This window comes from Streptosporangium sp. DT93, from assembly GCF_049844535.1.
Taxonomy (GTDB): Bacteria; Actinomycetota; Actinomycetes; order Streptosporangiales; family Streptosporangiaceae; genus Streptosporangium.
In genome coordinates, this window is record NZ_JBNCLF010000005.1 from 245,674 (window position 1) to 263,497 (window position 17,824).

20 protein-coding genes are annotated in these 17,824 nt (G+C 70.7%); 13 read left to right on the forward strand and 7 right to left on the reverse strand.

Going from position 1 to position 17,824, the window contains the following annotated elements:
- Positions 1-232: 232 nt before the first annotated feature.
- Both ACLQ2R_RS13780 and ACLQ2R_RS13785 read left to right on the forward strand, forming a co-directional pair.
- Positions 233-541: a hypothetical protein gene (locus tag ACLQ2R_RS13780; RefSeq protein WP_425959864.1), complete on the forward strand. Its 309-nt coding sequence runs from the start codon at positions 233-235 to the stop codon at positions 539-541.
- A 285-nt stretch (positions 542-826) separates the two neighbouring features.
- Complete coding sequence (locus ACLQ2R_RS13785; RefSeq protein WP_425959865.1) at positions 827-1,183, forward strand: MmcQ/YjbR family DNA-binding protein; 357 nt, start codon at positions 827-829, stop codon at positions 1,181-1,183.
- Between the two features lie 361 nt (positions 1,184-1,544).
- Here the strand turns inward: ACLQ2R_RS13785 and ACLQ2R_RS13790 are convergent, their stop codons facing one another.
- The 3 genes from ACLQ2R_RS13790 to ACLQ2R_RS13800 form a co-directional block, all read right to left on the reverse strand.
- The gene (locus ACLQ2R_RS13790) at positions 1,545-1,904 is read right to left on the reverse strand and encodes a hypothetical protein (protein ID WP_425959866.1); all 360 of its coding nucleotides are present in this window, start codon (positions 1,902-1,904) and stop codon (positions 1,545-1,547) included.
- A complete protein-coding gene (locus ACLQ2R_RS13795) occupies positions 1,901-3,595 on the reverse strand; it encodes a hypothetical protein (protein ID WP_425959867.1) in 1,695 nt (564 codons plus the stop codon). Before ACLQ2R_RS13795 ends, ACLQ2R_RS13790 begins: the two co-directional genes overlap by 4 nt.
- 428 nt (positions 3,596-4,023) lie before the next feature.
- On the reverse strand, positions 4,024-4,350 hold the full coding sequence (locus ACLQ2R_RS13800; RefSeq protein WP_425959868.1) for a hypothetical protein: 327 nt from the start codon (positions 4,348-4,350) through the stop codon (positions 4,024-4,026).
- A 521-nt stretch (positions 4,351-4,871) separates the two neighbouring features.
- On the opposite strand from ACLQ2R_RS13800, the gene ACLQ2R_RS13805 reads away from it, so the two are divergent.
- From ACLQ2R_RS13805 to ACLQ2R_RS13835, 7 genes are all read left to right on the forward strand, one after another.
- Entirely contained in the window at positions 4,872-5,234 is a 363-nt protein-coding gene (locus ACLQ2R_RS13805) for a GntR family transcriptional regulator (protein WP_425959869.1), read from the forward strand.
- Positions 5,231-6,151: an ATP-binding cassette domain-containing protein gene (locus ACLQ2R_RS13810; protein ID WP_425959870.1), complete on the forward strand. Its 921-nt coding sequence runs from the start codon at positions 5,231-5,233 to the stop codon at positions 6,149-6,151. Before ACLQ2R_RS13805 ends, ACLQ2R_RS13810 begins: the two co-directional genes overlap by 4 nt.
- Positions 6,148-6,852: a hypothetical protein gene (locus tag ACLQ2R_RS13815; RefSeq protein WP_425959871.1), complete on the forward strand. Its 705-nt coding sequence runs from the start codon at positions 6,148-6,150 to the stop codon at positions 6,850-6,852. The genes ACLQ2R_RS13810 and ACLQ2R_RS13815 overlap by 4 nt, the downstream gene beginning before the upstream one ends.
- Positions 6,853-7,042: 190 nt before the next feature.
- Positions 7,043-7,591, forward strand: a complete 549-nt coding sequence (locus tag ACLQ2R_RS13820; RefSeq protein WP_425959872.1) for an RNA polymerase sigma factor — start codon at positions 7,043-7,045, stop codon at positions 7,589-7,591.
- Positions 7,588-8,577: a hypothetical protein gene (locus ACLQ2R_RS13825; RefSeq protein WP_425959873.1), complete on the forward strand. Its 990-nt coding sequence runs from the start codon at positions 7,588-7,590 to the stop codon at positions 8,575-8,577. Before ACLQ2R_RS13820 ends, ACLQ2R_RS13825 begins: the two co-directional genes overlap by 4 nt.
- Before the next feature lie 282 nt (positions 8,578-8,859).
- Positions 8,860-9,777 carry an ATP-binding cassette domain-containing protein gene (locus ACLQ2R_RS13830; protein ID WP_425959874.1) on the forward strand — a complete coding sequence of 306 codons (918 nt, stop codon included), beginning with the start codon at positions 8,860-8,862 and terminating at the stop codon, positions 9,775-9,777.
- Positions 9,774-10,730, forward strand: a complete 957-nt coding sequence (locus ACLQ2R_RS13835; protein ID WP_425959875.1) for an ABC transporter permease subunit — start codon at positions 9,774-9,776, stop codon at positions 10,728-10,730. Before ACLQ2R_RS13830 ends, ACLQ2R_RS13835 begins: the two co-directional genes overlap by 4 nt.
- A 155-nt stretch (positions 10,731-10,885) precedes the next feature.
- Here the strand turns inward: ACLQ2R_RS13835 and ACLQ2R_RS13840 are convergent, their stop codons facing one another.
- Both ACLQ2R_RS13840 and ACLQ2R_RS13845 read right to left on the reverse strand, forming a co-directional pair.
- Positions 10,886-11,440 carry a hypothetical protein gene (locus tag ACLQ2R_RS13840; protein WP_425959876.1) on the reverse strand — a complete coding sequence of 185 codons (555 nt, stop codon included), beginning with the start codon at positions 11,438-11,440 and terminating at the stop codon, positions 10,886-10,888.
- Positions 11,437-11,811 carry a hypothetical protein gene (locus ACLQ2R_RS13845; protein ID WP_425959877.1) on the reverse strand — a complete coding sequence of 125 codons (375 nt, stop codon included), beginning with the start codon at positions 11,809-11,811 and terminating at the stop codon, positions 11,437-11,439. Before ACLQ2R_RS13845 ends, ACLQ2R_RS13840 begins: the two co-directional genes overlap by 4 nt.
- 288 nt (positions 11,812-12,099) lie before the next feature.
- Between ACLQ2R_RS13845 and ACLQ2R_RS13850 the strand changes: the two genes are divergently transcribed.
- The 3 genes from ACLQ2R_RS13850 to ACLQ2R_RS13860 all read left to right on the forward strand — a co-directional run bounded on the left by ACLQ2R_RS13850 (position 12,100) and on the right by ACLQ2R_RS13860 (position 13,448).
- Positions 12,100-12,765, forward strand: coding sequence for a maleylpyruvate isomerase family mycothiol-dependent enzyme (locus ACLQ2R_RS13850; protein WP_425960046.1), 666 nt, complete (start codon positions 12,100-12,102; stop codon positions 12,763-12,765).
- 148 nt (positions 12,766-12,913) lie between these two features.
- Positions 12,914-13,138, forward strand: coding sequence for a hypothetical protein (locus ACLQ2R_RS13855; protein ID WP_425959878.1), 225 nt, complete (start codon positions 12,914-12,916; stop codon positions 13,136-13,138).
- A complete protein-coding gene (locus ACLQ2R_RS13860; RefSeq protein ID WP_425959879.1) occupies positions 13,128-13,448 on the forward strand; it encodes a type II toxin-antitoxin system PemK/MazF family toxin in 321 nt (106 codons plus the stop codon). Before ACLQ2R_RS13855 ends, ACLQ2R_RS13860 begins: the two co-directional genes overlap by 11 nt.
- A gap of 117 nt (positions 13,449-13,565) precedes the next feature.
- Here the strand turns inward: ACLQ2R_RS13860 and ACLQ2R_RS13865 are convergent, their stop codons facing one another.
- Positions 13,566-14,996, reverse strand: a complete 1,431-nt coding sequence (locus tag ACLQ2R_RS13865; protein ID WP_425959880.1) for a pyridoxal phosphate-dependent decarboxylase family protein — start codon at positions 14,994-14,996, stop codon at positions 13,566-13,568.
- A 391-nt stretch (positions 14,997-15,387) separates the two neighbouring features.
- Here ACLQ2R_RS13865 and ACLQ2R_RS13870 point away from each other — a divergent pair, with 391 nt between their 5' ends.
- A complete protein-coding gene (locus ACLQ2R_RS13870; protein ID WP_425959881.1) occupies positions 15,388-16,644 on the forward strand; it encodes a hypothetical protein in 1,257 nt (418 codons plus the stop codon).
- A 157-nt stretch (positions 16,645-16,801) separates the two neighbouring features.
- Here the strand turns inward: ACLQ2R_RS13870 and ACLQ2R_RS13875 are convergent, their stop codons facing one another.
- On the reverse strand, positions 16,802-17,803 hold the full coding sequence (locus ACLQ2R_RS13875) for a LacI family DNA-binding transcriptional regulator (protein WP_425959882.1): 1,002 nt from the start codon (positions 17,801-17,803) through the stop codon (positions 16,802-16,804).
- Between the last annotated feature and the right edge of the window lie 21 nt (positions 17,804-17,824).

Sequence of the window (17,824 nt, forward strand, 5' to 3'; positions counted from 1 at the left end):
GTCATACCGGCGGCTGTCATGGGCCGCCCTGACCTGGATTGCCGAACCTGTCGCCGACCAACCGCCGGGAAGGCGTTCTAGGCGCAGGAATTCTCGTCATGGCAGTGCGATAAAGAAAGAAACACATAACCTGCTCAGGCGGACAGGAGGACTCGCGTATGAATGCGGCATCGCTGTTTTGCGCCTCGACCATGAACAACGGCCGTTCCGCCCATGAGTATCGGAGTAACGGATGTCGCTGTTCGAAAAACGCGTCGGCGTGATAGAAACAGCCGCCAAGACCGTGTTCTGGATGTGTTTCGTCGTCGGGTTCGTCGTCGGGTTCGTGCTGCTCCTCTCCGGCCACATGACCGTGCCCATGGCCGTCGCGATCGGTCTCATGGGTGTCTCCCGCGTCGTCCTGCACGAGGTCCGAAGGACCTGGACGCGCTGGGACGAGGAGGCCGCCGAGGAAGCGGAAATACGTCGTCAGCAGCGGCTCCTGAAGCGCGAACGTGAACTGCGTCTCCGGATTCGGCGTCTCCAGCGCCCGGACCGCTGAGCACCTGCCACCCCGGACGGACACCGGTCCTTGACCCGCACCACACGGCCCGTCCCGGCGGAGTGAGCGTACGGCCAGGCGTGGAGGACACGATCGCGGTCATGGGCGAGAACCCCGGCGCGTCGGACCAAGCCCTCTCGATTCGTGGTCGAATCGATTCCTGCGGGTTTTCAGTGAAGGTACGTGCACGTCACGGAAGGAACGCGTCCACGTCGTCGTCGCCGTGTCCGGGTGGTGATCGGGCGGGCGACGGAAAATGTCGGGGCATCCTGGTAGAAGTTGGCCATGGCTGTGAGTGTCGGTGAGTTCCTGGAGATGCTGAACACGCTCCCCGAGGTCGTGCAGAGCGACGGCGGCGAGTGGGTCTCCCTGAAGGTGCACGACAAGGGTTTCGGCTACCTGTGGGAGAAGACCGAGACGGTCGGGCTCAAGGCGACGATCCAGGAGCAGGTCGCGCTGGTCGCGGAGCGGCCCGAGGTGTTCGAGGTCCAGTTCACGGCGGGCCAGTTCGGCTGGGTCGTCGTGCACCTGAAGAGGATCGACGCGGACGAACTGCTGGAGCTCGTCACCGAGGCCTGGTGCCTGACGGCGCCCAAGCGACTGGTCGACGCCCACGAGGCCGGTTCTCCCCTGCTTCGCTGACGGACCGGACGACGGCTTCGTGACGGACGGGCCGGATCGTGGCTCCGCGCCATACCGGGGCGCGCGGTGCTCCTTCCGGCCACCATCTCGCCGGGCACCCGCACGGGTGCCCGGCGAGATGGCGATTTCGCCGTGCCAGGACCCGGAGCAGCCGGGCCGCGCGACGGCGACTTCCACGGCCGGGACCTTCCTCTCCTGGTCCGGGCCCGTCGCGGTTGCGCGGCCGGACGGGTCCCGGACTTCAGGCGCGGAAGAGGTGCTCCGCCCAGGTCGGCGGCGCCAGGACGGCCTTCCTGGGCGGCCGGAATCGGATCGCCGCCGCGTACGACCGAAAGGCCGCGCCGAGGCGGGCGTCCGGCCGCTAGCCGCCGAGGATCAGCCCGCTCAGGGCGGTGACCGCCTCGACCAGCCCGGTCACCGCCGCCACGCGCGCGGTCAGCCGGTTGAGGGTCTCGGACAGGACGGCCCGGTCCGGTGTCGCGGAGTGGACCTGAGCCTCGATCGTGTCGGTGTCGCGCAGGATCGTGTCGGCGTCGCCGAGCACGTCGTCGTGCCGCCGCACCAGTTCCCGGATCGACGCGAGCAGTTCGTCGGCCTGATCGCGGTCCGTGCCGATGATCGGCGCGCCGATGTTCTGCACGGCTCGCGACCCCGTACCCACCGCCATCGGCCCGTTGACGGTGCCGCCGCTGATGTTGATGCCCTGGTTGGGAACGTTCACGTGCCGTCTCCTTGTCGATGCTGGGTGGCCGACGCGCCGTCCCCCATGGCGATCGGCGCGTTGAAGGTGCCGCCGCTGATGTTGATGCCCTGGTTGATCAGGGATGTGGCCTGCTGCCGGTAGCCGCTGGTCTCGACACCGAGCGCGTCCAGGTAGTCGACGACGGCCTCGGTCAGGCGCTGCTCGATGATCCTGGAGTACTTGACGGCGTCGAGCCGCTGCATGAACCGGTCGTTGCGGTGCGCGGCGCCGAGTTCCCGCACGCTGAGCCGGGTGCCGAACGGATAGAGCAGGAAGCTCGCGGGATTGGTCGAGGCGCGGTTGCGCCGCGTGGCCTGGTAGATCGACCGGACCAGCCGGACGGGAGCGAACATCACGTCGGCCACCAGCTTCAGCCCGGCGTGCTTGAACGCCGCCGCGACCAGCGCGGTGTCGCCGAGGGAGAAGAGGCGGTCGATCTGGAAGTCGTCCCTCACCGGCGGGAGCACGGTCACCACGCACTGGGTGTAGAGCATCCGTCCCTCCACGGCCAGGTGGATGAAGGCCGAGACGACCACCTCCTGGTCCTCGGCGGGCGCGAGCTGGAGGTCGCCGTCGCGGATCTCCGGGGCCTCGGCGGTCACCGTGACCCGCTGGTAGTGCCGGATCCCGCCCTGGGGGTTCCTGATGACCGTGTCCACCGTCTCCTGGTCCGCGCTGAAGCGCGGCAGCCCGGTGCCGGGGTCGATGAGCGGGTGGCCCTGCTCCTTCCAGCTGCGAGGGCCGGTGGCGTTCGGCCACTCGGTGCGGGTGAAGACTCCGCGGGCGGCGAGCTGGTCGCTGATGTGCAGCCGTTCGACGCGCTCGCCGGGGAACTCGACGGCGTCGCGCATCTCCAGCAACCGTGTTCTCACGAACGCGTGCAGGCCGACCGGGTCGAGGTCGGCGCGGGGGCGTGTTCCCCGGCTCGGATGGCCCTTCTCCCCTTTGAGCCTGTCCAGTTCCACCACGATCGACCACGACCGGTGTACGTCACCCGCGCCGATGAAGGGGTACTCGTTCCCGTAGAGCGTGATGTTGCCCCACTGCGCCCGGTCGACGTAGGCCAGCCGGTCGGCGTACTGGGGTGCGTCTTCGATCCTGCCGACGGTGGCACCGGGTTTGAGCATGACGCGCAGCGTGAAGTGCCACGCCACCCAGTACCCCAGGGCGACGGCGAAGGCGCAGAGGAGCAACAGCAGGGACAGCCAGGAATCGCCGGCCATCGATGCGACCGCGTCGTCGAGGCTGGAAGCGGAATCGTAGTAGGACAGGAGGAACCGGAAGACCGCCGCGGCGGCGACCACCAGGGCCAGCGGCACGGAGATGAGGATGTAGAGGACGAGCACGGACAGCACGCGCCGCCCCAGTGGCAGCGCACGGATCCGGGGGAGGGTGAACAGGGCCGCCAGCAGTGACAGGCTCAGCACGAGGCCGCCGAAGAACGAGGACAGCAGGTAGGCGGCCACCAGCAGGGCGGAGACGACCATGTTGCGGACCATCAGCAGGCGTTCCGCCCGAAGGCAGTGCAACACCACCGGAAGCAGGTCGAACCCACCGTGCGAGGGCGGGACCGCCCGGTAGGGATCGTCGAGAACCTCGCGCAGCACGCGGTCGCGGAAGTGGTCGTCGAGATAGGCGCCCGCGCACAGGTAGCGGGTGGAGTTCTTCATGGGGGGTGGGGAACGACGGGGCTGGCCGGCCGGGTCGTTCGGGACATCGGGGGGATGCATGGGCTCTCCGGGAGAACGAGCGGTTCCGTGCCGGAAGAAGGACACGAGCCTCACACGGTAGCCGGATGCATTGCGTGTTTCCGGAAAAAGGCGTGTAAGGAGAAAAGTCGCCCGCAGACTCTTCCGAGCGTTATTCGGTAAGGCCTCGAATTCCCGATAGAAACCATTTGTCGGCGTGTGTGACAGTCTCCTTATCTAAGGTTTTCGCCTTTAACATACTTTACAGCTTATTGTGTATTTTGACATGAAATAGGCATTGTGTCGTCTTTTCGGTACGTGCCTTCGCGTGAGCGGCGTCGGGGCTCGAGGGTGCGGTGGCTCGCGGGGACGTGGCGGGTCCGGCCGGGCCGGCCGGACCCCGGCCTCCGTCAGTTGTTGATCCCCCCGGCGGGACCGCGGCCGGGAGTGATGCCGTCGCCGATGGCGCCGGTGCCCGTGCCGGTTCCCGTACCGCTCCCGGGTCCTGTGCCGCGACGGCCACCGCCGCCGCCACTGCCGCCGTCCTGGCCGCGCTTGGCGCGGCACTTGGCGGGGTTCTTCTTCCTGCTGCACGGCTTCTGGGCGGAGGCCGATGTGGAGGAGCCGGCCACGGCCACGGTGCCCGCGACGGTGGGCGTGGCCGGCAGGGTGACGGGTGCGACGAGGGCGGAGGCCGTCATCATCCCGGCCGCGAGAACGTTGCTGAGTCTGGTCATGGCGGACCACCCCATGTCGAATCGGTGGTGCCCCGGGCCGCTGGCCCGGGCCGACGGAGCGCCGTACGGCATCGAGGGTGACGCGAGCACGGCGCGGGACCTGTCTCCACGGTAGGCGCGAGGGCCCGCCGGAGTCGGCCATCGGACCCCAAAGCCTCGGGGGAGGGGGATGACCGGCCGGTAGCGGAGAGGGACGGCCGGTGACGCTCGGCCACCGGTTCTTGTCGCGGTCTCGCCCGCCGACGGGACCGCGCCGGGGGGTGGCCCGCAAAGTCTCCGTAGATCACGGGGGCGTGCACCCGGCCGGAGAGATCTCCACCTGCGGCGACCCCCTCCATTTCCGCACGTCCTGCCGCGGGCACGTCCTCTTCCCTCGCGCTTTCCGGGAGGACCGGTGCCCTGACCCGCCCTGACCCGTTCTGGCCCGCCCTCACCTGGCAGGTCGTGAAGTGATGTTGACGGACGGGCTCTTCGCTCCTATGGTTCATTACAAGAGTAATGAACCAGCTAAGCGGGTGTTCATGTTCGATGATCAGAGCCCGATCTATCGGCAGATCGCCGATCGCATCAAGACCGAGGTGCTGAACGGCGCGTTGGGCGGCGACGACCAGGTCATGTCGACCAACCGGTACGCCGCCTTCTACCGGATCAATCCCGCCACGGCGGCCAAGGCGTTCCAGCAGCTGGTCGACGAGGGCGTTCTCTACAAGAAACGAGGCATCGGCATGTTCGTCAGTCCGGACGCCCGGGAGGCGCTCAGGACTCAGCGGCGGGAGAGCTTCTTCGCCGAGGTGGTCGCACCGATGGTGGCCGAGGCGAAGGTGATCGGCATCCCCCTCACCGACATCGTCAAGAAGATCAACGAGCTCGAGGAGCACGCATGAACATCGTGGCCGACGGCCTGCGAGTGAACTACGGAACCGTCAGGGCCGTCGACGACGTCACCTTCTCCCTCGACGGCGGCAAGATCTACGGGCTCCTGGGGCGCAACGGGTCGGGCAAGACCAGCCTGCTGTCGGTGCTGGCCGCCTTCCGCAAGGAGTCGGGCGGCACGGTGCGGATCGGTGGCCGCCCGGTGTTCGAGAACGCGGACGTCACCCGTGACATCTGCCTGATCCGTGACGCGGGCGAGACGGTCGACATCGGCACCGCCGCGGACGCACTCGACTTCGCCCAGTGGCTCCGCCCGAACTGGGACGAGAAGTACGCCCGCACGCTGATGGACACGTTCAGGCTGAAGCGGAGCGCGAACGTCAAGGCCATGTCCAAGGGGCAGCGGTCGGCGCTGGGAGTGGTGGTGGGGCTGGCCGCGCGTGCGCCGCTGACCATGTTCGACGAGTCCTACATCGGGATGGACGCCCCCTCCCGCTACGCCTTCTACGACGCCCTGCTCGCCGACTACATGGAGCACCCGCGCACGATCATCCTCTCCACCCACCTGATCGAGGAGGTCGGCTCGCTGTTCGAGGAGGTCCTGATCATCAAGCAGGGCAGGCTGCTGCTGCACGAGAAGAGCGAGACCATGCTCGCGCGCGGCACCTCGGTCACCGGGCCGGTCGCCCGGGTCGACGCCTTCACCGCCGGTCTCACGGTGCTGAACACCAGCACCCTGGGCCCGACCAAGGTCGCCATGGTCTACGGGGATCTCGACGCCGCCTCGCGCGCGAACGCCCGCGAGTCCGGGCTGGAGCTCGGCCCGATCGCCATGCAGGACCTGTTCGTCCACCTCACCGACCCCGGCCCCGACCCCGCCACCCCCGCCACCCCCGTCCCCGCCGAGCCCGCCGGAGAGGTCCGATGAGATTCCCGAGCCGCCTTCTGGGCGCCCCCCTGATCTACACCGCCTTCATGTGGGCGGGGTTCTACGTGCTGGTCGCCCTGATCACGATCGGCGTGGCGATGTTCGGAACGCTCAGGATCAGCGGGTGGGAGGTCGCCACGCAGATCCCCCGCTGGCTCGCCCTGTTCGTCGGCGTCTCCCTGATCAAGGAGTTCCTCCCGCTCTACATCGCGCACGGGCAGACCCGCAGGCAGTTCGGCGCGCAGGCCGCGGTGACCGTCGCGCTGTACGCGCCCGCGTTCTCCGCCCTGATCACCCTGGGGTACCTGCTGGAGGCGCTCCTGTACAACCTGCTCGGCCGGCCGCAGACGCTGACGGGCGTTCACCTGTTCTCCTCGCCGACGCAGGTGCCGCTGGTCTTCGCCGAGTACCTCGTCCAGGGCCTGGCCTGGATGTCCGCCGGAGTGCTTATGGCGGCGGCCTTCTACCGCTGGCAGGCCGCCGGGGCGATCTCCCTGCCGTTCGGCATCGCGCTGATCGTGCTGGGGGAGTCGGCCATCGGCGGCAACCTGAGGCTGCCGTTCCTCACCTCCGCGCTGGACTTCGACCTCGCGGTGAGCGTCCCGACGGCCCTGGGCGCCGGCCTGGTCTGTCTCCTGCTCGGCCTGGCACTGACCTGGCCGCTCATCCGTGACGTCCCGCTCCGCAACAGGGTCTCCTGAGCGCGGGCCGCTGCCCGGCGGGCCTCGGCACGCACTTCCGCTGCGGCCGGTCGCTCCGGGAGCGCGAGACAGGCGCGCTCCCGGACGTGCTCGCGGCACGCGGAAATTATTCAGGCCCGCCTCGTAATGATGGGTTCGCTCCGTACATAAGGAGGTTGTCCGTATTTCGCAGTGACAGGGGAAACCGCCCGTGGATGACGAACGGCCAGCCAGGTTCGAGGCCGTCTACCGGCAGACGTACGGCCGGATCACCGCGTACGCCGCGCGCCGCTGTGACTCGCCGCAGGACGCCGCGGACGTGGTGGCGGAGACCTTCACCGTCGCCTGGCGGCGGATGGACGAGCTGCCACCGGGGGAGGAGGCCACGCTGTGGCTGTACGGGGTGGCGCGCAGGGTGCTGGCCAACCACCGTCGCAGCGAGGCCCGCCACAGGGCCCGCAACGTCGGACTCGACGCCAGGATGGCCGGCCTCTACGAGGACTCCCCGGACAGCGGGGGCGAACTCATGGAGATCGCCCAGATCTTCCGGGCCCTGCCCGACGACGACCGCGAGCTGCTGTCGCTGGTCGCCTGGGAGGGCCTGGAACGCCAGGAGATCGCCACGGTGCTGGGCCTGTCGCGCAACGCCGTACGCGTCAAGCTCCACCGCGCCCGCAGGCGCTTCTCCCGCGCGCTCACCGAGGCGGGTGTTCGTTTCACGCCGGAGAGCCGGCTGATCCAGAAGGAGAGGTCGCTGTGAGCGACACCGGCGAGATCGACGCGACGACGAGGGCGCTGGCCCGGGTCGAGCCCGGAAAGCCGGGAGGCGACCCGTCCGACGCGGAGGCGCGGGCGTTGCTGGCCGCGATCGTCGCGCAGGAGCCGGGCACGGCGCCGGGGACCCGCGGGCGTGCCCTCCGGCGGACCGCCCTGGGACTGGCGGCCTCGGTCGTGCTCGCCGCGGGCGCGGTGGTGGGCCCGAGCCTGCTGGGGAACGGTTCCGCAGGGTCGAGTTCCTGGGCCGTCACCAGGGCCGCCGACGGGACGGTGACCATTCAGGTCCGCGACTTCCATGACGCTCCGGGGCTGGAGAGGCGGCTGCGCGACCTCGACGTCCCCGCCGTCGTGGACTACGTTCCCTGGGGGCGGAGGTGCCGCGAACCGCGCGGCACGCACGTGAGGGACATTCCTCCCGGTCTGTACGGCGTGCCGGAGAACATTCCCGGTGGTGGACGGGGCTGGCAGATGCGGATCGACACCACGCTGTTCAAGGCGGGGCAGACCTTCGTCTGGACCATCAGCGCCCCTCCGGCCGGAGAGGGAAGCAGCACCAGCACCTACCTCATGGAGGGGCCGGTGGCGCCCTGCGACCCCGTTCCCGAGCCCGAGCAGAACACCAGGGCGGAGTTCCGGACGGCGACCCTGAAGGGCCGCTCGCTGGAGGGGTTCCGCGTGGACGAGAAGACCGTCGGCGAGGTCCTGCCGGAACTCAGGAGGCGTGGCAGGACGGTCGTCTTTCTGATCATTTCCGTCCCGCCCGGGAACCCCGGGGGATTCGGCGAGGAGCGCACGAAGGAGAAGCCCGTCGGCGACGACTGGATCGTCTGGGAGGCGGAGGAGAACGCGAAGGGGGTCATCCGCCTACTCGTCACCGAAGAGCGCCACGACAGGAACCCCGTCTACGGCGGCCCGCGCGACGACGTCGTCATCGACCGGCCGGATCACCACCATCCGGAACCGACCTGACGGGAATCCGCCGCGCGGTTCCGCGGCCCGCCCGTCCGGCAGGTCGCGGAGCCACCGGCGCGGTGGCCCAGCATGGACCCGTCGGCGCGGTGACCGGGCCATCCGTGGTTCGAGCCGACGGCGGGGGCGCGTACCCGGCGCCGAAGCCCGGAGCGCGTGGCCGGAACCGGTGCCCGGAGCACGCGGTCCGAGCGCCCGGCCCGGGAACGGGGGGATAACCCGAAGGCATCCCGGCGGCGCTCCCGGTGGTGCCGTACGACCGGCCGGACGATCGTTGACAGGGTGATCGAAACCCAAGAACTGACCAAACGGTACGGGGGCCGGGCCGTGGTCGAGGACCTGTCCTTCAGCGTCCGGGCGGGCCGGGTCACCGGTTTCCTCGGACCCAACGGGGCGGGCAAGTCCACGACCATGCGGCTGATCCTCGGCCTGGACCACCCCGACTCCGGCCGGGCGACCATCTCCGGCCGCCCCTACCGCGAACTGGCCGCGCCCCTGCGCGCCGTCGGTGCTCTCCTCGACGCCAAGGCCGTCCACCCCGGCCGCAGCGCCTACGACCACCTGCTGCATCTCGCCAGGTCGCAGGCCCTGCCGCGCACCCGGGTCCAGGAGGTCCTGGAGATCGTCGGGCTCGGCCAGGTGGCGCGCAGGCGGGCGGGCGGGTTCTCCCTGGGCATGGGACAGCGGCTCGGCGTCGCCGCCGCCCTGCTCGGCGACCCCGGGGTCCTCGTCCTGGACGAGCCGGTCAACGGCCTCGACCCCGAGGGGGTCGTCTGGATCAGGGAACTCATGAGGAAGATGGCCGCCGAGGGCCGCACCGTCTTCGTCTCCAGCCACCTGATGAACGAGATGGCCGTCACCGCCGACCACGTGATCGTGATCGGCCGGGGCAGGGTCATCGCCGACTGCGGCATGGACGAGCTCCTCAGGCGCGACCCCAGGAGGTCGGTGCTGGTCCGTACCCCCGACGCCGGGCGGCTCGGCGCGCTGGTCGCCGCCGCGGGCGGCGACGTGACCGTCGGCGAGGACGGGGCGCTCTCGGTGGCCCGCATGGAGTCCGCGCGGATCAGCGAGCTGGCCCTGGACGCCGGGATCGTCCTGCACGAACTCACCCCCAGGCACGCCTCGCTGGAGGACGCCTTCATGGAACTCACCAGGGACAGCGTCGAGTACGCCGACGGCGACAGGAGCAGGGCATGACCACGACGACCCCGTCCACCACACCCGACGGCCCCGGCGGGTCCACCGGTTCCACCACGTCCGAGGGCCCCGGCCGGTCCACGCGTTCCACCACGTCCGACGCCGCAGGCCGGTCCGGCGAGTTCACCGGTTCCACCGGGACCGGCGCGCGCGCCGGGTTCGGCCACCTGATGGCCTCGGAGTGGGCGAAGATCCGCTCCGTCAGGTCCACCGTCTGGTCGCTGATCGTCATGATCGTGCTCACCGTCGGCTTCACCGTGCTGATGGCCGCGATCACGGTGATGAACTGGGCGACCGCGTCGGCGGCCCGGAAGTGGCAGATGGTGGGCGACCCGCTCACGCTGCTCGTCCAGCCCGGCGTCTCCTCCGGCCGGCTCGCGGTCTGCGTCCTCGGCGTGATGGTGATCGCCGGCGAGTACTCCACCGGGTCGATCCGGTCGAGCCTGCTGGCCGTGCCGGGCCGTACCCCGATGCTCGCCGCCAAGGCCGCCGTCCTCGGCCTGCTGGTCTTCGTGGTCACCGAGCTGATCGTCCTGCCGTCGTTCCTGATCGGGGCCGCGATCCTCGGTGAGCGGGTGGACGTCTCCCTCGCCGACCCCGAGGTGCTGCGCGCGGTGACGGGCGCCGGCCTCTACCTGGCCCTGCAGGCCCTGTTCGCGCTCGCCGTCGGCACGCTGCTGCGGCACACCGCCGCGGCGATCACCTGCGTCCTGGCCCTGGTGCTGGTGGTGCCCAACCTCCTCGTCATGCTGCCCGGCGAGGTGGGCAGGGCCGTCTACTCCTTCTTCCCCACCGTGGCGGGCCAGGCGATCCTCGTCGGCGACGCCCAGCAGGCAGCGTCCCCGGCGCCCCTGGCCTCCCTTTCCCCCTGGGCGGGGATCGCGGTCCTCGCGCTGTGGACCGCCGCGCTGCTGGCACTGGCCGCCCACCTGCTCAGGCGCCGCGACGCCTGAACCCGGGCGCCGCCCCCGTACGCGGGGCACACGGGCGGCCGGAGAACCTCAGCGCGGCGACGCGCGACGTCATCCTGCCGCCCTGCTCCCGGCGCGACAGGGCCCGGGCAGGACGATCCGGACACGATGTATCTCCGGGGAGGGCGGGATGAGGGTCAACTGTTTCGGATCATCTTGTCGCCGCCGAGGGCGAGGAGCAGGAACATGTCGAACTGATGCAGGTTCACCTTGTCCATCCGCCGGATCGCGTCGATTCCCGCTCGGGCGGTGTTGACATGGCCGAGCGCTCCGGAACGTGTGGCATCGAACGAAGGGTCGTAGTCGGCTCCGTGCCGGGCCTCCTGGAGCTCGCCGAAGGCACTGGCCAGGACGTCGAGGTCCGGCGGAACCGTTCCCGTGACGGGATCGATCAGGAGAAGCCTCACCACGGTGGGAGGCGTGCGGTTGGACGCGATCTCCTCCACCCACCGGGCCGCCTTCTTGAAGTTGCCGTGGGCGTACCACCGGCCGATGGCCTGCTGATGCTCCACCGGCCCGCTTCTGGTCGCCCGTCGTGCACCGTGCTGCACAAGCTCGTAGAAGAGCGCGTAGTACGCGGTGGACGTCGCGCGCCGGAGATAAGCCGTACGAGGGCGGCCGCGTCCCGCGGTGCGGCCGGCGAGCGTGTCGGCGAGATGGAGATGGTCCTCGGCCTTGAAATCTCGCCTCATCGACCGTCCTGCCGGTCTTCACCGAGAGCCCGGTCGATGTCGATCGTGTTGTCGCTTTCCGCCATCTCGTCGGTGCTCTCCCGATCCTTGAACTCCTGCTCGGTGAAGAGCGTGACGTACACGTGTTCGCTCAGGTTCTTCTCGGCCGCGAGCCGGTTCACCTGCCTGCGAAGCGTGTGCGTCAGATCAGCGGGCCAGCCGCCTTCGCCCGCTCCCTCCACAACGATCAGGGCTTTGAGCGCCGACTCCCCGTCCGCGTCCAGGTAGGGCTCGACGGACACCTTCCTGATCGATGACGGGCCGGGAACCTCCACCTGGCATACCGCTCGCGCCAGTTCTTCCAACACTTCGCCCCGGCGGTCAATGCTCATAACGCCCATCCTCGCACCCCCAGGCATGATCGACGCGTAGGACGCCCGGTGCTCATGCTGCCACGCCCGGTAACCGTTCGCCGGTCGTTCCCGTCGTCACGGGCTCTGCCGGACGGCATCGGGGACGGTGTATACGTTCATCGTCCGCCCGGTCGCCTCCGCGCGCGGTCACCCGTAGAAAAACAGCTCGCGGGCGACGATTCCGCCTCGCGGAGGGAGTCCTGTCCATGACCGTTCTCACCGACCGCCGAGAGGACCCTCGTGACCCACGACAGGACACCGTCCGACATGACCGCCCCGGAACCGGAGCCGGACTCCCGCCGCGCGTCCGGCCTCTGGCCGCTGGTCCACGCCGAGCGGGAGGCCCTGGCGGCCGACCTGGCGGATCTGGCCGACGAGCGGTGGGCGACGCCGTCCCTGTGCACCGGGCTGACCGTGCGCGAGGTGCTGGCGCACCTCACCTCGGGGGCGAGCCTCACCCCGCTGCGGTGGATGGCGGGCGTGATCCGCTGCCGGTTCGACTTCGACAGGCAGAACGCCATGCGGCTCGCCGAGGAGCTGGGCGCGACCGGGGCCGAGACGCACGACAGGTTCCGCCGCGTCGTCACGAGCACGACCAAGCCCCCCATCCCGGTCGTGGCGATGCTGGGTGAGACGGTCCTGCACGCGGAGGACATCCGGCGGCCGCTGGGCATCCGCCGCGACTACCCCATCGGGACCCTCACCCGCCTGGCCGAGTACTACCGGGGCAGCGACTTCGTCGTCCTCGCCAAGGGACGGATCAGCGGCCTGCGGCTCGCCGCCGACGACGGCCCCTTCGCGACCGGCTCCGGTCCGCTCGTGTCCGGCGCCACCCTGGCGCTCATGATGGCCATGACCGGGCGGATGGCGTACTGCGACGACCTCGACGGCGACGGCGTCGCGATCCTGCGCGAGCGCGGTGAGATGAAATGACCGGAAGCCCGCAATCCGGGCGGCGCTGACCGGTCGGGCGCTCCGCAGGGTCTCTTTCGCCGACCACCCGTCACACAGGGTGTTCTGGTGCTCACGGAATTCGGTCGAAGGCCTGCGCGACGCCTCGTCGTACAGTGAGGATATGGCCATGTTGACTGTCGACCTCGACGCCAGAGCGGAGAAGGCTCTGAACGAGCTGACCGCTGACGGCCGTTCCGCGAACGAAGCGGTTCGCGAAGCCCTTGTCATCGCCCAGCGACTCCATCGGATGGAGGAGGCGCGGATCGCGGCCGAGCGGCTGGCGAAGGATCCCGCCGACAAGGCCGAAGCTGAAGCGATCATGAAGGACACGGAGCACCTGCGTGCGTGGTGACGTGTACCGGCTGCGCGCTCCTCGTGACGCGGTGGCCCACGAGCAACGAGGCGAGCGCTACGCCGTGATCCTCCAGTCGGATTTCCTTTCCCACCTCTCCACCGTTCTCGTCGCGCCGACCTCGGCCAGCGCACCCCCGGCGCCCTTCCGCCCCGAGGTCGAGCTGCTCGGCAAACAGAGCCGGGTCATGGTCGAGCAGGCCGTTGCCGTCGCACCGCACCGTCTGGGTGACTTCGCCGGTCGCCTGAACCCCGCCGAGATCGGAGAGATCGACGAGGCTCCTCACACCGTCTTCGGGTTGCTCAGTTGAGCGAAGGCCGGAAGCGTGGGTCCGTCTTTCACCGTGGTCCGAGGCTCTGCGGGAAAAGGGATCATGACGGGAGGCGGACACCCACGAGCCGGAGCCGTTCGGCCGAGGACGGGCGGCTCACGGACGAGAGGCGATCTCCTGGAGGGTCTTCGCGATCCGTTCCACGTCGGCCCCGGTGGTGCGCCAGTTGCTGAACGCGGCGCGCAGGGCGGGCACCCCGTCCAGGACGGTCGTCGTCAGGAACGCCTCGCCCGATTCGGTGATCGCGCGGGCCACCTCCGCGATCCGGGCGGGGGAGGGGGAGCCGGTGAGGGTGAAGCAGACCACGTTGAGCCGTACCGGCGCCAGCAGGCGGTAGGCGGGCATCGCGGCGATCCGCTCACCGAGGTCGGTGGCGAGGGTGACGCAGTCGCGGACGATCCCCGCGTGCCCCTCGCGCCCGTACGCGGCCAGCGTGAACCAGGCCGGCAGGGCGCGCAGGCGGCGGGAGTTCTCCGGGGTCAGGTGCACGAAGTCGGGCTCGGGGTCCTCGCCCAGCGGGCCGAGGTAGGCGGCCGCGTTCTGGAAGACGCGGGTCTGCAGGTCGCGGCGGCGGGTGAACTGGACCGCGCTGTCGTAGGGCACGTTCAGCCACTTGTGCAGGTCCACGCAGACCGAGTCGGCCTCGCCCAGGCCCGCGACCAGGTGGGCGTGTCCGGCCGACAGCGCGGCGAAGGCCCCGAACGCGGCGTCCACGTGCAGCCAGAACGGGTACCGCTCGCGCAGGGCGGCGATCGCGCGCAGGTCGTCGAAGTCGACGGTGTTGACCGTTCCGGCGTTGGCGACCACGATCGCCGGGGTGCCGTCGAGGCGCTCCAGCTCCCGGGCGAGCAGGCCGACGTCCACCGCCTCCCGTCCCGGCAGGAGGCCGACGTGCCGGATCGCCGAGCGCCCCAGCCCGAGCACGGACAGCGCCTTGGCGATGCTGGAGTGCGGGCTTCCCGACAGCACCGTCACCGGCCCGAGCGCGACCACGCCCTCCTCGGCGACCGACACGCCGCGCCGCTCGCCCAGCCACTCCCTGGCGATCGCCAGGCCCGCCAGGTTGGACATGGTCGCGCCGCTGACGAACGTCCCCCGGTGCTCCGGCGGCAGGCCGAAGAGATCGCGCAGCCAGGTGACCGTCTCCCGTTCCAGGTCCGGGGCGAGGGAGTCCAGCCCCGAGGTGGGGTTCTGGTCGAGCGTGCCGGTCAGCCAGTCGCCCGCCAGCGCCGCGGGTGTCGCGCCGCCCGTGACGAACCCCAGGTAGCGCGGGCCGGGACCGGACGCGAAGCCCGGCTCCCAGCGCGCCGCGAACACCCCCATCGCCTCCTCCAGGCCGATCCCGGCCTCGGGAAGGGGTTCGGGGGAAGGTCGCACCGGCGCCCGCGCGGCCGGCCGGTCGTCCAGGCCGCCCAGGATGCGCACGGCGTACGCGCGCACGGCCTCCATCAGCTCCGGCGTGCGGGCGCGGTCGATCTCCAGGGGCGTACGGGTGCGCGGGACGGCCGCGGCGGGGCTGGCGTTCATATCTCGACCCTAGGAGGGGGGCGTGTCCGCTTCCTGGTCCAATCACGACAAAGTGGCCTGGTAGGCACCGAGGCGCAGCCGGGAGGCCGATGGACGTCCGCACCCGCCGGGAGGTCGCGGAACCGGCAGGGCGGGGGTGGGCGACCGGTGCCCGCAGGTCCGGTCGGGCCGGGGCGGGTGCCACCATCCCTGGCTCGGTGCCGCCCTCTGACTCGGTGCCGCTCTCCGGCTCGGTGCCGCCCTCTGACTCAGCGCCGTCCCTGACTCGGTGCCGTCGCAACTGTGGTCGCTTCTGTCACGCCGGTAGGCACCTGTTTCGCGAACAAGAGGCCGAAATTCTGGAATGATCGCCGGATATCCTGTCGGACATCAGAATGACGGACAGTGACAGATGCCCCCCATCGATGACATCACCGCCTTCGCCTCGGCCCAGCCGGTCCTGACGGCCATCGCCGGAGTGTTCGCGCTCCTTCTCCTGGTCGCGGCGTACTTCGTGTTCCGCGCCGTCCAGCGCGCGGCGGTCCGCTTCTACCACCGGCACGTCGCGCCCCGCCCCGCGGAGGACATCCTCACCATCGTCGCCGCCAGCATCGCGACCGGCGTCTCCGCGCAGGGCATGTGGCGCTTCTCCGGGGACGTGCTCGGCTTCGACGGCCCGCTGCGGCTGCTGCTCTTCGCCTTCATCGAGGTCGCCGTCATCACCAGCGCGGTCCGGGCCCGCCGCAACATGCGGGAGAACTTCTCGGCCGGCATCGACGGCGTCGCCGTGTGGGCGCTGACCGGACTGACCGCGGTGCTGTCGAGCATGGACGCCCGCAGCGTCGCCGAGGCCGTCTTCCGTCTCGCGGCGCCCCTGGTGGCGGCGTGGCTGTGGGAGCGCGGCATGGCGATCGAACGCCACCGCATCACCGGCCGTGCCCGCATCAACTGGAGGATCACCCCGGAGCGGGCGCTGGTCCGCGTCGGGCTGGCCGAGGTCAGCGACCGTACGGCGAGCGAGGTCGACGCGCACCGCAGGCTGACCCGGGTCGCGCTGGCCGCCAAGCGTGCCCGCGCGCTGCGCGCCTCCGGGGCGTCCGAGCGGAAGATGCGCTCTGCCCTGACCAAGCTGGACCGTGCCATGGACCGGGCGGTGGAGCATACCGGGCTGGCGGTCGACTCCGCGCGCCAGGAGGCCCTGCTCTCCCAGATCGGCGCCCTCTACAACACCTCCGCGCTGATCGACCTGAAGCCGCCCGTGCCGTGGAGCCCGGAGGCCGGGCAGCCGGGGGCGCGCGCCGCCGTGGCCGCCGGACCGGCGGGAGCGCGTTCGGCGGTCGACGACGACGAGGACGAGTTCCAGGTGCTGGACGTCCCGCCGCCGGTCGTCGACACCGCGCAGCGCGCGGCCCTGCTGCGGGCCGCCCGGGAGTACTGGGACAAGCAGATCGAGCGGAGGTTCGTGCCCCGGGCCACCGACATCGCGCACGAGACCGGGGTCTCGCTGGCCAGCGCCCGCGAGTACCGGGCACTGTGGAAGCTGGAGCCCAAGGCTCACGCGCTGCTGGAGGCGGCCTTCCACGAGCACGGGATCGTCGACACCGGCACCTTCCCGGCCATCGAGACCGAGCACGTGCTGACCGTCAACGGCTCCTCGCCCACCCGCTGAACCGTTCCGCCGGAGCCGTCCGACGGAGCCGCTCGCCGGACCCGTCAGACGGACCCGCCTGACGGGGGTTCCTGCCGAACTCGCCCGCAACCTGCCGAACTCGCCCGCAACCTGACAGGCTCGGCCTCCGTACCGGGCGGCCGGGCCCGTCCGCGGGTCAGGTCGACTCGCGGACGATCAGGTCGGTGGGCAGTATCACCGGCTCCACCCGCTCGGCGCCGTCGATCAGGGCCAGCAGCAGGCGGACGGTCTCCTCGGCGACCCGCTCCAGGGGCTGCCTGATCGTGGTGAGCGGCGGGTGGGTGGAGAGCGCCACCGCCGAGTCGTCGAAGCCGCCCACCGCGACGTCCTCGGGCACCCGCCGCCCGGCGGCGCGCAGCGCCGACAGCGCGCCCGCGGCCATCAGGTCGGAGGCGACGAACACCGCGTCGAGGTCGGGCGCACGTTCCAGCAGGCGGGCCATGGCGCGCTCCCCGCCGAGCTGGGTGTAGTCGCCGTGCTCGATGAGCCTCCTGCTCGCCTTCCGCCCCAGGACGTCGCCGAAGCCCTCCAGCCGCAGCGCGCCGCCGGGGGTGTCGAGCGGGCCGGTGATGGTGGCGATCCGCCTGCGGCCCCGCTCGACCAGGTAGCGGGTCATCTGCCGGGCACCCTCGCGGTCGTCGGCCGCCGCGTACGGGATCACGCTCTCCCGCCCGATGACGGCGCCCTGGGCGACGGCGGGCACCGAGATGTCCACCAGCGCGTCCACCAGCTTGTCGCCGGCGTGGGGGGAGACCAGGAACACCCCGTCGGCGTGGCCGCCGCGCACGTAGCGGACCACCCGGTCGCGGTCGCCGTCGTTCCCGGCGATCATCATCACCAGCGACACGTCCCGCTCGGCGAGCCGCCGGGTGGCGGTGCGCAGCAGCACGCTGTAGGTGGGGTCCTCGAACAGTCTCTCCTGCGGTTCCGACAGGACCATCACCACCGAGCCGGTCCGCTGGGTGACCAGGCTGCGGGCGGCGCGGTTGACGATGTACCCGGTCTCGGCGATGGCCCGCCTGACGGCGGCGTGCGAGGCCGGGCTGACGTAGCGGTCGTCGTTGAGGACCCGGGAGACCGTTCCCCGGGAGACCCCCGCCACCGCCGCGACGTCGTGAATGGTCGGACGCTTCGCCATGGTGTCATTGTCCCCTCGCCA

Bases quoted from the DNA above. Each gene is read 5' to 3' on its own strand.
- ACLQ2R_RS13795 (WP_425959867.1), bottom strand. From the start codon at position 3,595: ATGAAGAACTCCACCCGCTACCTGTGCGCGGGCGCCTATCTCGACGAC.
- ACLQ2R_RS13815 (WP_425959871.1), top strand. From the start codon at position 6,148: ATGAGATTCCCGAGCCGCCTTCTGGGCGCCCCCCTGATCTACACCGCC.
- ACLQ2R_RS13785 (WP_425959865.1), top strand. From the start codon at position 827: ATGGCTGTGAGTGTCGGTGAGTTCCTGGAGATGCTGAACACGCTCCCC.
- ACLQ2R_RS13780 (WP_425959864.1), top strand. From the start codon at position 233: ATGTCGCTGTTCGAAAAACGCGTCGGCGTGATAGAAACAGCCGCCAAG.
- ACLQ2R_RS13850 (WP_425960046.1), top strand. From the start codon at position 12,100: ATGACCGCCCCGGAACCGGAGCCGGACTCCCGCCGCGCGTCCGGCCTC.
- ACLQ2R_RS13865 (WP_425959880.1), bottom strand. From the start codon at position 14,996: ATGAACGCCAGCCCCGCCGCGGCCGTCCCGCGCACCCGTACGCCCCTG.
- ACLQ2R_RS13835 (WP_425959875.1), top strand. From the start codon at position 9,774: ATGACCACGACGACCCCGTCCACCACACCCGACGGCCCCGGCGGGTCC.
- ACLQ2R_RS13840 (WP_425959876.1), bottom strand. From the start codon at position 11,440: ATGAGGCGAGATTTCAAGGCCGAGGACCATCTCCATCTCGCCGACACG.
- ACLQ2R_RS13800 (WP_425959868.1), bottom strand. From the start codon at position 4,350: ATGACCAGACTCAGCAACGTTCTCGCGGCCGGGATGATGACGGCCTCC.
- ACLQ2R_RS13875 (WP_425959882.1), bottom strand. From the start codon at position 17,803: ATGGCGAAGCGTCCGACCATTCACGACGTCGCGGCGGTGGCGGGGGTC.
- ACLQ2R_RS13810 (WP_425959870.1), top strand. From the start codon at position 5,231: ATGAACATCGTGGCCGACGGCCTGCGAGTGAACTACGGAACCGTCAGG.
- ACLQ2R_RS13845 (WP_425959877.1), bottom strand. From the start codon at position 11,811: ATGAGCATTGACCGCCGGGGCGAAGTGTTGGAAGAACTGGCGCGAGCG.
- ACLQ2R_RS13805 (WP_425959869.1), top strand. From the start codon at position 4,872: ATGTTCGATGATCAGAGCCCGATCTATCGGCAGATCGCCGATCGCATC.
- ACLQ2R_RS13855 (WP_425959878.1), top strand. From the start codon at position 12,914: ATGTTGACTGTCGACCTCGACGCCAGAGCGGAGAAGGCTCTGAACGAG.
- ACLQ2R_RS13870 (WP_425959881.1), top strand. From the start codon at position 15,388: ATGCCCCCCATCGATGACATCACCGCCTTCGCCTCGGCCCAGCCGGTC.